Genomic DNA, 14,443 nt, shown 5'->3' on the forward strand with positions numbered 1-14,443 from the left:
CCCCCGAAACCCCACCACCCCAGGGGACTTACCCTGAGGGTAATCTCGTGTTGACGGCTGAACCTGTCTCGGACTGAACGAACCCTGTTCCCCTGCTTGGCTACGGCTAAGTAGGGTTGTCTTCGTTGTTCTTGGATGTCGTGCGATACGCGGACCAGACCTGAGCATCGATGTTTGCAGGTAGGAGCCTTGTCCCATTTGGTCGAGCCTTGAGTGCAGCCTCGAACCGTGCCGCGCGCTCCGGGTCGTAGTCGCGCCCACGCAGTCGTTGAGGCTCCATGTGGTCGATGCGTCGCCACTTTCTTCCGTTGCTGTCGGTGTACTGGTATTCGACAGTCGGGGTCGCACTTACTGAAGGGTCGAAGGCGTTGAAGCTGGCGTCGGGGATTATCCAACCCGAGGTCAGCTTTGCTCCTGGTGGCATGAATCTTCTGAGGTCATCTTTGCGCTCTCTGAGCGTGTCTCGGACGGACTGTTGGCAACCTAGGTCATCGACCGCGATGCCTGTGACGTCGACATCAGTAAATACTGAGCTACTGTGCGCATTTCGAAGGGTCACGATGACTGCACCATTCGTTGACCCCGGCGCAAGTGGATATCCAAGAGCCACATGTTCGATGACGAGGGAACGTGCGAGTGACGCTTCGTCATCCCTGCGAATGTTGCGTGTGGTTCTGAAGTTTGTGTAGGCGACCGCGATCCCCGCGAGTGCAAGCAGACTGAAGACCGCGCTGAGCCATGCGGGAACATTGCCCCAGTCGATGCGCTGCCATGGGATGCATCCACCGATCGTGGCCACGATGAAGACGGCTCCGACGATGACAAGGGCGACGAGGATTGCGGCGGCGGCGATGGCTTGGCCGGTGGTTGGGTTTCGCAGCTTGGCGAGCATGAACTTGAGGATTGCGTGCGCGTCGTTCAGTTCGGTGTCTCGGCTGACTTCTTTGGTGCGGCCGTCCACTCGGTGACTTCGAGGCTATCTCCAGTTCGAAAGGTGCCGACTTGAACCTGGGACGAAAGTTCAAACTTCTGTTCGAACGCTTTCGGGAACCCGCTCACGCCGTCGCGTGCAACGATCCTCACGAGCATGTACTTCGTCTGATCTGAGTCGACCCAGGCGTCGATGTGTTCACTGCTAACCTTGACGCGCTGCGCGTGCCTATTCTGGTTGTCTTTTCGACGTCGGCCTGGCACGTACACGCCAGCTCGGTTGACATCGAGGGCGTGGAGGGCGCGGACGACACCGGTCTCATGGTCGGTGGCGGGCACCTTCCACTCGCGCACGATGAACGCGCGGATTGTCAGGTCGACGCATGATCGACGGCTGCAGTTGATGAACTTGATCCGGTAGTCGTGCTCACCGCTGGCCGTGGGCGTCTTCGCTATCGTGGGCGCTATGCGGATGCGAGGGCGCAAAGCGGACAGCAGAACGAGGAACACGATCGATGCGGCGATCGATGCTCCGAACCCGCCGAGGATGCCTGCTAGCCACGTATCCACCTGCGTCCTCCTGTAGTGTTCGCGCAGTCTGACCCGGTTCGGAATCGGCGGGGTTGTCCTAGCGTTGTGTTATACGTGATACGCATGAGAAAGGAAAGTGAGGTGGTTGGTATGAGCTGGCACTTTGACGAGGAAGAGGAGTGACCTCCTCTAGTTAGTCGAACCAACGTGTGACTAAGCACCCCCGGAACCCCGCTGTTGCGGCTCTGGGGGTGCTTCCGTCGTTTCTAGGTGCCGCACGTGCATGGGTCAGAGCGCGGTTTTCGTTGACCGGACTGACCGACCATCGGGAACCCTGACGGGTGCTCGCGCGTTAACCCCATCCCGGACCGACCCACGAACCCGAGCCCTTGATCGCGTCAGGCCACGACCGATTGACACCTGACCCGACGGGTAGGCGGCAACCGTGTGGCACCTGTTCTCGGTTCGCGACATCAAGGACGGGTGGCGTACGTCCCCGGCGTACGACTTGGCTACGGGGAGCAGGCTGGTGTTGCGTCGGGCTCTGCGGTGACGACGGCCTACCTCGGTTGGGTTGGGTAGGTCTTGGTGCCCTTGCCGGAGTCGAACCGGCTTGATTGACCGTCAGGGCTGCCCCGTAAAGGGCTCTCATTCGGTCTGTGACGCAACAGAATCCACGCCACAGGTCCACCCGGGAGGGTTACGGGTTGAGGGCGTCCCACACGGCACGAGCATCGCTTAAAGCAGCGATCAGTCCGTCGAGTTCACGACGGTTGCTGACTTCCACGGTGTCGCGGCGATCACCAATCACCACCACAGGCGCGTCGGTCTTGTCAGTGAGCAGGTTGTGTCCGCTGATCAGGTCGACGGTCACGTGGTCACCGATCGCAGCGCGCACCCACGTGTAGGCGGTCCATCCGTCGTCTTCTGGTGGATCAATTTGCGGGGTGGTCACTGGTCCCCTCCTGCCGTGTCGCGGAGGGCTTGGCGGAAGCCAGCGTCGTAGAGCGCATCGTCGTCAGGGTCCGGTGCGACGGCGAGCAGTTTGGGAATGAGTGCCGATAGCAGAGGGCCGGGAATCTCTGCGAGGGTGTCGACAGCGGATTGGTAGCCGTTGGTGAACTCGTCCGGTCCGATGACAGCGGTCACGACGCGTACCAACCGAGCACGAAGCAGAGTTGGAACACGCCTAGCGGCGCGAGGTACATGGATGCGGCGAATGCCACCGCAGCCGCGTACGGACGCAATCGCGAACGTCGATACAGTGGTTGGCGACGATGCACGGGAATACTCCTAGGTAGATGAACTGCCATGACCTCCCAAGATGGGGAGGTCTAGGGGAGACACCAGTGCAATAGACCGAGAACACGCAGGTAAGGACGTTACGTGGCTGGCGAGTTTATCTACACCATGAAGAAGGTGCGCAAGGCGCACGGCGACAAGGTCATCCTCGATGACGTCACGATGTCGTTCTTCCCGGGTGCCAAGATCGGCGTCGTCGGTCCGAACGGCGCGGGTAAGTCGTCGATCCTGAAGATCATGGCCGGCATCGACCAGCCGTCGAACGGCGAGGCCTTCCTCGACCCCGATGCGACCGTCGGCATCCTGCAGCAGGAGCCTCCCCTCAACGAGGAGAAGACGGTCAAGCAGAACGTCGAGGAGGGGATGGGCGAGATCAAGGTCAAGCTCGACCGCTACAACGAGATCGCCGAGCTGCTCGCGACCGACTACTCCGACGAGCTCATGGAGGAGATGGGCAAGCTTCAGGAGGACCTCGACAACGGTGACGCCTGGGATCTCGACTCCCAGCTGGAGCAGGCGATGGACGCCCTGCGCTGCCCGCCCGGGGACTCGCCGGTCACCCATCTCTCCGGCGGTGAGCGGCGTCGCGTCGCGCTGTGCAAACTGCTGCTGAGCAAGCCCGATCTGCTGCTGCTCGACGAGCCGACCAACCACCTCGACGCCGAGAGCGTGTTGTGGCTCGAGCAGTTCCTGGCGAGCTACCCGGGTGCGGTGCTGGCCGTCACCCACGACCGCTACTTCCTCGATCACGTGGCGGAGTGGATCTGCGAGGTCGATCGCGGCAAGTTGATCCCGTATCAGGGCAACTACTCGACCTATCTGGAGAAGAAGGCCGAGCGTCTGGAGGTCCAGGGCAAGAAAGACCAGAAACTGCAGAAGCGCCTCAAGGAGGAGCTGGCCTGGGTCCGCTCGGGTGCCAAGGCCCGCCAGACCAAGAACAAGGCACGTCTGGCGCGCTACGAGGAAATGGCGGCCGAGGCGGAGAAGACGCGCAAGCTCGACTTCGAGGAGATCCAGATCCCCACCCCGCCCCGGCTGGGTGACGTCGTCGTGGAGGTCTCGCATCTGGACAAGGGCTTCGACGGTCGGGTGCTGATCAAGGATCTGTCGTTCACGTTGCCCCGCAACGGTATCGTCGGTGTGATCGGCCCGAACGGCGTTGGTAAGACGACGCTGTTCAAGACGATCGTCGGGTTGGAGAAGCCGGATTCGGGCACCGTCAAGGTCGGCGAGACGGTCAAGCTCAGCTACGTCGATCAGAATCGCGCGAACATCGACCCCAAGAAGTCGGTGTGGGAGGTCGTCTCCGACGGTCTGGACTACATCGAGGTCGGCCAGAACGAGATGCCGTCGAGGGCGTACGTGTCGGCATTCGGATTCAAGGGCCCCGATCAGCAGAAGCGGTCGGAGGTCCTCTCCGGTGGTGAGCGTAACCGCCTCAACCTGGCGTTGACCCTCAAGGAGGGCGGCAACCTGATCCTGCTGGACGAGCCGACCAACGACCTCGACGTCGAGACCCTCTCGTCGCTGGAGAACGCGCTCGAGCAATTCCCGGGTTGCGCGGTCGTCATCAGCCACGACCGCTGGTTCCTCGACCGCACCTGCACCCACATCCTCGCGTGGGAGGGCAACGTCGAAGAGGGCACCTGGTTCTGGTTCGAGGGCAACTTCGAGGCCTACGAGGCCAACAAGGTCGATCGCCTCGGCGCCGACGCCGCGCGCCCCCACCGGGTCACGCATCGCAAGCTCACGCGCGACTGATCGCCGGGCGGCGCCGCAGGCGCTAGGCTCGCCATGGAGCCAACGGCGGCGCCTCCGTCACCCCTGCGCCGCGCACGAGAGGGTGATTGTCGTTGTCGGATGTGACTTCGCTTCTGCCGCAAGTCATTCCCAGCTATCTGGCGACCTCGGTGGGTGTCACCGGAGATGCGGCGGGAACCGATCGGTCGAGCATCGATCCGGGCACTCTCGACCCGGCCGTCCTCGACCGCATCCGGGCGCACATGGAGATCGCCGCGATCCGTCGACCCGGTGAATCGGTGGTCGAGGTCACCACCGATGGAGCGGGCGGCACAGATGTGGTGGTGGTGACCGACGACATGCCCCTGCTGGTGGAGTCGGTGCTCGCCGCGCTCGAGGGGCGAGGGATGACGGTCACCCGCATCGATCACCCGATCATGGCGGTCACCCGTGACCGGACGGGCACCCTCACCGACATCTGCGGCCCCCACGCAGGCCTGGCCGAGTCGTGGATCTCGGTGACGGCGTTGTCGAGTCGGGAGACGGTCGACGATGCGCAGCTGCGGGCCGACATCCGGCGGGGGATCGATGTGGTCGCCGTCATCGACGGTGACGCCGCCGCGATGCGGGAGCGTTTGACCGGATGTTCGGCGGAGTGCGCCGGCGCGCATCTCGGCGACGAATCGGGTGTGTCCGCCGACGTGCAGCGCGAGTACGCCCGGCTGCTCGAGTGGTTCGCCGGCAACCACTTCGTGCCACTCGGATATGCACGGCTCGACGCCTCCGGTGCGGTGACCGACCGGCTCGGTCTCAACCGCGCCGAGTCCGTCGACCTGGACTTCCCGAGAATCGATTCCTCGCCCCTGACGCCCCGCGTGTCGCGGGTGTTCCTCGATACCGGAATCCAGCGCTCGAAGTTCCCGATCCTCATCGCGGTGCCGGCTTTCGACGCTGCGGGAGCGCACGTCGGCGAGCACCGTTTCCTCGGTGTCTTCACCTCCTCGGGCCTGCATCAGACGGTGCTCGACGTCCCTGTTCTACGCGGCAAGGTGCACGACGTGGTCGCCCTCGCGGGCGTCGACGAGGACTCGTTTGCCGGACGCACGATGGTCGAACTCCTCCAGAACTACCCGCTGGTCGAGATGTTCCAGGACACGACCGCGGAACTGCATCGGCGAATCGACGAGATGCTCGACGCCGTCGCGACGCGATCGCTGCGGGTGTTTCTGCGCGTGCACCCCGCAGGCGGAGCCGCCACCGCGCTCATCTACCTACCGCGCGACCGGTACAACACCCCGTCACGAACTGCGCTGGGGAGGGCCGTCACCGAAATGCTCGAGGGCAGCGACCTCGAGTACTCGGCGCGGGTCAGTGAGCGCCCGCTCGCGTTGCTGCAGGTGATGGTTCGGGTGGACCCCGACGTCGCGCGCTCGTGGGGGTCGGTCGACATCGGCACCGATGTACAGCGCCGGATGCAGATCACCCTGTCCGAGGCAATCCGGAGTTGGGACGAGCGGGTGCGTGAACTGATCACCACCACCGCCTCGGAGCGGGCCCTGCCGCCCGGTGGCGCCGACGCCATGCTGCGGCTGATCAACACGCTGCCGGCCGACTACAAGGACCAGCGTGCGCCCGCCGACGCGGTCGGCGACCTCGCGCACGTGGCCGCACTCGAGCCCGGGCATCTGGCCGTCACGTTCGCCAAGCATTCGGGTGCGCAGAGCCGAACCGACCGGGATCATTGGGACTTCACCCTGTACCTGTGTGACGAGTCGGCCACCCTGACCGACGTGCTGCCCGTCCTGCACAGTCTGGGCCTCGACGTCATCGACGAACACCCGTATGCCTTGCGCGGCATCGGCGACAAGGACTGTCACGTCTACGAATTCGCCGTGGTCCTGACCGCCGGGATGGATGTCGACGTCGATCACGCCGACGACCTCCCCGAACGGTTCACCGAGGCATTCGCCCAGATCTGGCGGCAACACGCGCAGATCGATGCGTACAACGAGCTGATCATCCGATGTGGGCTGGACTGGCGGGCCGCGGCGATGCTCCGTGCCTACGGCCGCTATCTCAAGCAGTGCGGATTCTCTTACAGCACAAGTCATGTCGCATCCACATTGGGCCGCTACCGTGAGGTCACGCGCGGGTTGGTCGCCTTGTTCGAGGCGTCGTTCGACCCGGCGGTCGCCGACGCGGACCGTCGTGCCGATGTCCTCGAGCAACTGCGTTCGGACGTGGGGGCAGTGCTGAGCCTCGACGCCGACCGCATCGTGTCGGCGTTCCTCGCGGTCATCGCCGCCACCGATCGGACCAATTTCTATGTGCTCGGCGCGCCGGGCAACTCCGGCGACACGACGGACAGCGACACGACGGACAGCGACGACGAGCACCGACCGGTGATGTCGTTCAAGCTGCGTCCGCGCGACATCCCGCAAACCCCGGAACCCCGTCCGTTGCACGAGATCTTCGTGTACTCGCCACGTGTGGAGGGGGTGCATCTGCGATTCGGTGCCGTCGCCCGAGGTGGGCTGCGGTGGTCGGATCGGCGCGAGGACTTCCGCACCGAGATCCTCGGTCTGGTCAAGGCGCAAGCGGTCAAGAATGCGGTGATTGTGCCGGTCGGGGCCAAGGGCGGATTCGTCCTGACCCGGCCGCCGGCCCCGACCGGAGATGCCGCCGCCGACCGAGAGGCATTGCGGGCGGAGGGAATCGACTGTTATCGCATGTTCATCTCCGGTCTGCTCGACGTCACCGACAACATCGACCGGGCGACCGGCGAGGTGATCCCGGCCCGATCAGTGGTCCGGCGCGACGGTGACGATCCGTATCTCGTTGTCGCCGCCGACAAGGGCACTGCGGCGTTCTCCGACATCGCCAACGACGTGGCGGGGCGGTACGGCTTCTGGCTCGGTGATGCCTTCGCGTCCGGGGGCTCGGCCGGCTACGACCACAAGGCCATGGGCATCACGGCGCGCGGTGCGTGGGAATCGGTGAAGCGCCACTTCCGGGAAATGGGAATCGACACCCAGACACAGGATTTCACGGTCGTGGGTATCGGCGACATGAGCGGTGACGTGTTCGGCAACGGCATGCTGCTCAGCGAGCACATCCGACTCGTCGCCGCCTTCGATCATCGCCACATCTTCATCGACCCCACCCCCGACGCCGCATCCTCGTATGCCGAGCGGGCGCGGATGTTCGCGCTGCCGCGCTCGTCGTGGGCCGACTACGACGAGCGACTGATCAGTCCCGGCGGAGGTGTCTGGTCGCGCGAACGCAAGTCGATCCCGATCAGTCCCGAGATGCGCGCGGCCCTCGGGCTTCCCGACGATGTGACCACCCTGTCGCCGCCCGAGCTGATCCGGGCCGTGCTGCTCGCGCCGGTCGGCCTGCTGTGGAACGGAGGCATCGGCACCTACATCCGAGCCTCGACCGAATCCGACGCCGACGTCGGTGACAAGGCCAATGACGCGATCCGAGTCACCGGAGACGAGTTGCGCTGCAAGGTGATCGGCGAGGGAGGCAATCTCGGGGTGACCGAGCGTGGCCGCATCGAGTTCGACCTCGAGGGCGGACGGGTCAACACCGACGCCATGGACAACTCGGCAGGTGTGGACTGCTCCGACCACGAGGTCAACATCAAGATCCTGCTCGATGCCGCGGTGTCCTCGGGGGGCTTGGCGCAGGCCGATCGCAACCCGCTGCTCGAGTCGATGACCGACGAGGTCGCGCGACTGGTGTTGGCCGACAACATCTCCCAGAACTCCGAACTGGGATTCTGTCGCGCCTACTCCCGTGACCGGGTGGACGTGCACGTACGACTGCTGACCGCCCTCGCCGCCCGTGGGGTGAATTTGACACTCGAGGCGCTGCCCAGCCCGGTCGCGTTGCGCAAGCGATTCGACTCCGATACCCACCGCGGCCTCACCTCGCCAGAACTCGCCACGCTGATGGCGCATGTGAAGCTGGTCGCCAAGGACGACCTGCTCGCCGGTGACCTCCCGGACAACGACGTGTTCGACCATCGGCTCACCCACTATTTCCCGGTGCCGTTGCAGGAACGATTCGCCGCCGAGATCCACGACCATCGCCTGCGTCGGGAGATCGTGACCACGGTGCTTGTCAACGACGTCGTCGACCGCGCGGGCATCACCCATCTGTTCCGACTCGGTGAGGCGACCGGTGCGACCACCGAGGAGCTCGTCCGCGCATTCGTGGTGGCCGAGCAGGTCTTCGGGATGGCCGGTCTGCTCGACCGCATCCAGAGCGCGTCGGCCTCCATCGACGCGGTCGACGAGATGATGCTCTACGCGCGGCGATTGCTGTTCCGTGCGTCGCGCTGGTTCCTGGCATTCCGGCCGCAACCGTTGCCGATGGCTTCGGACATCACCCGCTACCGCGAGCGGGTCGCCGACCTGACCGCGCGCCTCGACGGCTGGTTCGGTGCGGCGTCGGCCGCCGACGTCGACGCGCGGGTGCGCCGATATCACTCCCTCGGCGTGGCACCGGATCTCGCTCACGATGTGGCGGTCAGTCTGCATCGATTCTGCCTGCTCGACATCATCGACGCGGCTGAGATCGCCGACCGTGATCCGGTCGAGGTGGGTGAACTGTACTTCGCTGTGATGGAGCACTTCGGTCTCGAGGAATTGCTCACCGCGGTGTCGAATCTCGAATACGGCGACCGATGGCATGCGTTGGCGCGCTTGGCGTTGCGTGACGACATGCACGGCGCGCTGCGGGCGTTGACGCTGACGATCCTCGAGGGCAGCGAGCCCGACGAACCGTGCGCGGAGAAGATCAGCGAGTGGGAGAGCGCGCACTCGTCTCGTCTGGCGCGGGTGCGCTCGATGCTGGCCGAGATCGAGGCGGCCGGCAACATCGACCTCGCCACACTGTCGGTGGCCGCGCGGCAACTCCGCAGTGTCATCCGGTGAGTGGGATCCGATGAGCCGCAACGCCGTCGGACCGCACGCGGTACGCGAAGAGGGGAGTCGTAGTGCTCTACGAGGATGAGGGAACCGCCACCGACAAGGGATATGTCGTGCGGGTCCCGGTGCGTTGGTCCGACATGGACGTCTTCCAGCACATCAACCACGCACGGATGGTGACCCTCCTGGAGGAGGCCCGAATCCCGTGGCTGTTCTACGACGGACGGCCCACCGCCGATCTGCGGCGCGGCTGTCTGGTCGCCGACCTGCACGTGAAGTACGCAGCGCAGATCCGCCACGACGAGGGTCCGATCGTGGTCACCATGTTCGTCGAGAAGGTACGGGCGGTGGACTTCGTCGTCGGTTACGAGGTGCGCCCCGACGGTGCTCAGCCCGACGACGCACCGGCCGTCATCGCCTCCACCCAACTCGTCGCGTTCGACGTGGATGCACAGCGTCTGCGGCGCCTCACCGCCGACGAACGCGCGTACCTGGAGAGCTTCCGGTTGCCGGACACCACCGAGCAGACCGCGCCGCATCATGGAGGGTGAGCGGCATCTGACGTTGCAGCGCGCCGACGACCTCTCCGACGCGCTGGCCTTCCTCGGCCGTGCCCACCGGCTCGACGACGCTGCCGTTGTCCGCCTGGCGGTACGCGGCGACGGCCTGATCGGCCTGTGGTCACACACCGGATTCGACGTCCTGGTCACCCGGGCCGTATTCGGCCGGATGGCGCCCAAGGATCTGGTGGCCGACGTGACCTCCTTGCGCGCAGCGCTTTCCGGCGCCATGCCCGGAACCCCCGTCGACCCCGGTATGCCCTTCGATTCGGCGTGGCGCGGCGCACTGCCGCTGCTCACCGGTTTTCGCCACGTCGACGACGTGCCCGCGCGCACGGTGGTGGGGCTCGTTCGGGACGGTGCCCGCGTCGCACGCGAGGAGGGCAGCGCGCACGGCCCGGCGACCGGCGTACTCGATCAGGACGTGCTGGAGGTCACCTCGACCGACGGCGGTCTACGGGCCGCAGTCTCCCTGCGCGCGCTGTTCGCGCTCACCGGAATGGGTTTCGTCCGCGACGCGCAGGGCCGCGCGATCACCGAGGACTCCGATGTCGAGGCGATCGATGCCGACGAGCCGATCCGAATCCGGATGTCGGCGGCCTGGATTCGGATCGACGCAAGGTTCGGTGCGGTCTACCTGCGCCGCCATCGCGACCTCGGCGTCACCGTGCTGTGACCACCTCTCGGTGGTCCTTCGGTGCGCAGCCTCACACCAGCCAGGCGGCGGAATTCGGTGCGAGATGACCGTCGACGAGAGGGGCGCTGAGCAGCAGGACCTCTCCAGGGGGGAGCGGCACCGGGTCGTCGCCGGCGTTGAGGGCGCAGATCAGGCCGCCACCGGCTCTGCGGAATGCCAGGCAGTCGTCGGGTGCGCCGTACCATTCGACCGTGTCTCCACTGAATTCACTTCGGCTGACCCGCAATTCGATGGCCTGCCGATACAACGAGAGGGTCGAGGAGATGTCCTCGAGCTGCTTCTCGACGGTGTAGGGCGCCCAATTGTCGGGCATCGGCAACCACGTCTGCGCCGAGGTGCTGAAACCATAGGGCGGCTGTGAACCCTCCCACGGTATGGGCACCCGGCAACCGTCGCGCCCGCGTTCGGTGTGATCCGAGCGCTCCCATACCGGATCCTGCAATGCCTCGTCCGGGAGATCCACATTGGGGAGTCCGAGCTCGGCGCCGTTGTAGATGAAGACCGTTCCGGGGAGGGCGAATTCGACCAGCGCCATCGCGCGCGCCCGGGCCCGGCCGACGTCGAGGTCGACCTCGGAGTCCGGGTCGTGCTGATCGAGGCGACCGTAGCGCGAGACCTCCCTGTCGACATCATGATTGGACAGTGTCCACGTCGGCGTCCCCGAGACCCGAAGTACCGCATCGAGAGAGTTCTCGATCGCGGCGCGGATCTCGTCGGGATCGAACGCGGCCTTGGCAAGTCGGAAATTGAACCCGAGATGCAGCTCGTCCGGCCGCAGGTACTCGGCGAAGCGTTCGTTGTCCTCCACCCAGATCTCGCCGACGTTGGCCGCGCCCGGATACTCGTCGAGCACCTTGCGGATCTTTCGGTGGATGTCGTGCACCGCATAGTTGTTGAAGCGCGGATCGTCGTCACTGTTGGTCAACAGCCCGACCGAGTCGAGGTCCATGTCCGGCAGGTCCTCGGGCTTGGCCATGCCGTGCGCGACGTCGATGCGGAAGCCGTCGACGCCGCGGTCGAGCCAGAACCGAAGGGAGCGTTCGAGATCCTCGAACACCTCGGGGTTCTCCCAGTTCAGATCCGGTTGCTCGGCGGCGAAGATGTGCAGATACCACTGACCGGGTGAGCCGTCGGACTCGGTGACCCGTGTCCATGCCGGTCCGCCGAACACGCTGTGCCAGTTGTTGGGTGGCTCGTCGCCGCCCTCACCGAGGCCGTCGCGGAAGATGTAGCGGGCGCGTTCTGGGCTGCCGGGTTCGGCGGCGAGCGCGGCCCGGAACCACTCGTGTTGGTCGCTGGTGTGATTGGGGACGAGGTCCATCGTCACGCGCATTCCGCGGTCGTGTGCCTCGGCGACGAGTTCGTCGAAGTCCTCGAGATCGCCGAAGAGGGGGTCGATGTCGCGTGGGTCGGACACGTCGTAACCGTGATCGGCCATGGGGGAGCACATGATCGGGCTCAGCCAGAGGGCGTCGATCCCGAGGAGTTCGAGATATCCGAGTTTGTCGATGACCCCGGCGAGATCGCCGACACCGTCTCCGTCGAGGTCGGAGAAGGATCGCGGGTAGATCTGGTAGAAGATCGCCGATCGCCACCACGTGGTGTCGGACGGGTCGAGTTGCGGCACAACCGAACCTGGCGCCGCCGCGCTGGTCAGTTCACCGGCGGGGTCCGTCTCGGAGGTCGCCTCGTCCTCGCCGGTCCCGTGGCTTTCCTCGCCCGCGTCGGCGGGATTCGGTCCGATGTCGCTCGGGCCGGAAACCTGCTCGTCGGTGAGCGCTTCCTCGGAGCCGGTGTCCTCCGAACCCATGGGCACAGCGCTCGATGTCTCATCGCTCACGTCGCAATTGTGCCTCACCTGATAATTCGGTGACCCATGCAGGTCCACGCGGCGAGTCGCCGATGCGCGCGCCGAGGTGGAGGCCGTTGGTCAGAACGGCGAATTCATCATCGACTGTGCAGCCATTTCCATGTAATCGGTGAGCGCACGGCGATGTTCGTCGTCGAGGGTCTGTGAGTCGATCTCCGCGATCGCGGTGTGCATGCAGCGCAGCCAGGCATCGCGTTCGATCGGCCCGATCTTGTAGGGGTGGTGCCGCATCCGCAAGCGCGGATGACCGCGTTCCTCGGAATAGGTTCGCGGCCCACCCCAGTACTGCTCGAGGAACATGCGGAGTCGGCGTTCGGCCGGACCGAGGTCTTCTTCGGGATAGAGCGGCCGGAGTATCTCGTCCTTGGCGACCTCGGAGTAGAAGGTGTGGGTCAGGCGGGCGAAGGTGTCGGCGCCGCCGACCTCGTCATAGAACGATCGGCTCTCGGGTGCGGGAACGGGCTGGGAGGCACTCACCCGACCAGTGTCCTCCACCGGCGCCGAAGGTCTCAAACCTCACGCGTGCCCACCGTCGGTGGACGCCGCGGGTATCGGCGGTCGGCGGGTGCACCGACATCCGTTGTTCACACAAGTGACCTGCGTCGACACCCGAGATTTGTCGTGCACGACCGCGCTCGGCGTGTTCCACTTGACGCGTCCGGTGCGCGCACACGGGAGGCGGGATGACACGCAGAAGCCAACGGCAGGTTCGCGATGTGACGGTGTTGCGTGGCGAGCGGTCGCTGCGCCGCGCGCACGAGAGCCCCGCGTCCACCAACCCGGAACTGACCGAGAAGCCTGATGCTGCCGACGAGTCCCGTCCGTCTGCGGGGCTTCCGGCTGCGGGACTGTGGGGACGACGCCGCGTCCTGCTGCTCAACGCGACCTACGAGCCGCTCACCGCGATCTCTCTGCGCCGGGCGATCGTCCTCGTCCTGCGTGAACGTGCCGACGTCGTCCACGCAGTGGCCCCGGGGATGGCCGTGCATTCCGCGGCGCGAACGGTCCCGATCCCGTCGGTGATCAGGCTGCGGACCTACGTCCGCGTGCCCTATCGTGCGGTCACCCCGATGACCAGGGCGGCATTGATGCATCGGGACCGCTCCCGCTGCGGTTACTGCGGGGCCAAGGCGACCACGATCGACCATGTGCTGCCCCGAAGTCGTGGCGGTGGGCACTCCTGGGAGAACTGCGTGGCCTGCTGCGCGAGCTGCAATCACCGCAAGGCCGACCGCCTGCTCAGCGAACTCGGCTGGACCCTGCACACCCCGCTCACCGCTCCCAAGGGGCGGCACTGGCGACTGTTGGCCACGATCAAGGAGATCGATCCGGCGTGGGTCCAGTACATCGACGCCGGGGCGGCCTGACAAGCCGGTCGTTTCCGGTGGTCGGTGTCCGCTCGAGGCCCCGCGGAGTCCTCCGATTCGTCCCGGACGGAGTGCGCTGATCGTTCCGGACGGAGTGCACCGAATCATCCCGGACGGAGTCCGCCAAATCGTCCCGGACGGAGTCCTCCAAATCGTCTACGACACGTTGTAGGCCCCACTGGGACGCACCCGCGCCGGTGGGCTAGATTGATCACACAACCTGGTGGTGCGAGCGGTTTCGTGCCGTTCGAGGAACACCGATCGAAAGGATGTCATGGATAGCGCCATGGTCGGTATCGGAGTCGTGGTCACGGTCATCTGCGTCGTGATGGTCGTGCTCTGCGTCGTCTCGATGATGTTCTCGTCCGGCCTGAAATACCCGAAGGTGCAGGAGTACACACTCGATCAGGAGTGGACGCGCCAGCCGTTGCTGTTCAGCGCCACCGAGATCGAGCCGATGGCGCTGCCGCATCACGCGGGACCGACCGATGTGGATGGAGGCTCCGCCC

Annotated in this window: 12 protein-coding genes; 6 read left to right on the forward strand and 6 right to left on the reverse strand. The window is 65.4% G+C overall.

From position 1 onward, the window contains the following. Positions 1-106: 106 nt before the first annotated feature. The 4 genes from B1964_RS29970 to B1964_RS07855 all read right to left on the reverse strand — a co-directional run bounded on the left by B1964_RS29970 (position 107) and on the right by B1964_RS07855 (position 2,610). Complete coding sequence (locus tag B1964_RS29970; protein ID WP_139765668.1) at positions 107-961, reverse strand: hypothetical protein; 855 nt, start codon at positions 959-961, stop codon at positions 107-109. Further along, positions 919-1,500, reverse strand: a complete 582-nt coding sequence (locus B1964_RS07845; RefSeq protein WP_139765669.1) for a hypothetical protein — start codon at positions 1,498-1,500, stop codon at positions 919-921. Before B1964_RS07845 ends, B1964_RS29970 begins: the two co-directional genes overlap by 43 nt. Positions 1,501-2,161: 661 nt before the next feature. Further along, positions 2,162-2,416, reverse strand: a complete 255-nt coding sequence (locus B1964_RS07850; protein WP_079929424.1) for a hypothetical protein — start codon at positions 2,414-2,416, stop codon at positions 2,162-2,164. Continuing rightward, positions 2,413-2,610, reverse strand: a complete 198-nt coding sequence (locus B1964_RS07855) for a hypothetical protein (protein WP_079929425.1) — start codon at positions 2,608-2,610, stop codon at positions 2,413-2,415. The genes B1964_RS07850 and B1964_RS07855 overlap by 4 nt, the downstream gene beginning before the upstream one ends. A 237-nt stretch (positions 2,611-2,847) precedes the next feature. On the opposite strand from B1964_RS07855, the gene ettA reads away from it, so the two are divergent. From ettA to B1964_RS07875, 4 genes are all read left to right on the forward strand, one after another. Beyond that, positions 2,848-4,524 carry an energy-dependent translational throttle protein EttA gene (ettA, locus tag B1964_RS07860; RefSeq protein ID WP_290440683.1) on the forward strand — a complete coding sequence of 559 codons (1,677 nt, stop codon included), beginning with the start codon at positions 2,848-2,850 and terminating at the stop codon, positions 4,522-4,524. A gap of 86 nt (positions 4,525-4,610) precedes the next feature. After that, a complete protein-coding gene (locus tag B1964_RS07865) occupies positions 4,611-9,446 on the forward strand; it encodes an NAD-glutamate dehydrogenase (RefSeq protein WP_079929427.1) in 4,836 nt (1,611 codons plus the stop codon). Between the two features lie 62 nt (positions 9,447-9,508). Continuing rightward, the gene (locus tag B1964_RS07870) at positions 9,509-9,991 is read left to right on the forward strand and encodes a thioesterase family protein (RefSeq protein WP_014359706.1); all 483 of its coding nucleotides are present in this window, start codon (positions 9,509-9,511) and stop codon (positions 9,989-9,991) included. Next, entirely contained in the window at positions 9,981-10,676 is a 696-nt protein-coding gene (locus B1964_RS07875) for a hypothetical protein (RefSeq protein WP_079929428.1), read from the forward strand. Before B1964_RS07870 ends, B1964_RS07875 begins: the two co-directional genes overlap by 11 nt. A gap of 31 nt (positions 10,677-10,707) precedes the next feature. On the opposite strand, the gene B1964_RS07880 is transcribed toward B1964_RS07875, so the two are convergent. Then, positions 10,708-12,507 carry a glycoside hydrolase family 13 protein gene (locus B1964_RS07880; protein WP_079929429.1) on the reverse strand — a complete coding sequence of 600 codons (1,800 nt, stop codon included), beginning with the start codon at positions 12,505-12,507 and terminating at the stop codon, positions 10,708-10,710. A 120-nt stretch (positions 12,508-12,627) separates the two neighbouring features. Then, entirely contained in the window at positions 12,628-13,044 is a 417-nt protein-coding gene (locus tag B1964_RS07885; RefSeq protein WP_079929430.1) for a globin, read from the reverse strand. Between the two features lie 239 nt (positions 13,045-13,283). Between B1964_RS07885 and B1964_RS07890 the strand changes: the two genes are divergently transcribed. Together B1964_RS07890 and B1964_RS07895 are read left to right on the forward strand one after the other, a co-directional pair. Continuing rightward, positions 13,284-13,934, forward strand: a complete 651-nt coding sequence (locus tag B1964_RS07890) for an HNH endonuclease (RefSeq protein WP_079929432.1) — start codon at positions 13,284-13,286, stop codon at positions 13,932-13,934. Positions 13,935-14,208: 274 nt separating this feature from the next. Further along, positions 14,209-14,443 (forward strand): hypothetical protein (locus B1964_RS07895; protein WP_172398780.1); only part of this gene is annotated, 235 nt, incomplete at its 3' end.

It is taken from the genome of Gordonia sp. i37 (assembly GCF_002043085.1).
In the GTDB taxonomy this organism is placed as follows: Bacteria; Actinomycetota; Actinomycetes; order Mycobacteriales; family Mycobacteriaceae; genus Gordonia; species Gordonia polyisoprenivorans.

Bases quoted from the DNA above. Each gene is read 5' to 3' on its own strand.
- B1964_RS07875 (WP_079929428.1), top strand. From the start codon at position 9,981: ATGGAGGGTGAGCGGCATCTGACGTTGCAGCGCGCCGACGACCTCTCC.
- B1964_RS07880 (WP_079929429.1), bottom strand. From the start codon at position 12,507: ATGGGTTCGGAGGACACCGGCTCCGAGGAAGCGCTCACCGACGAGCAG.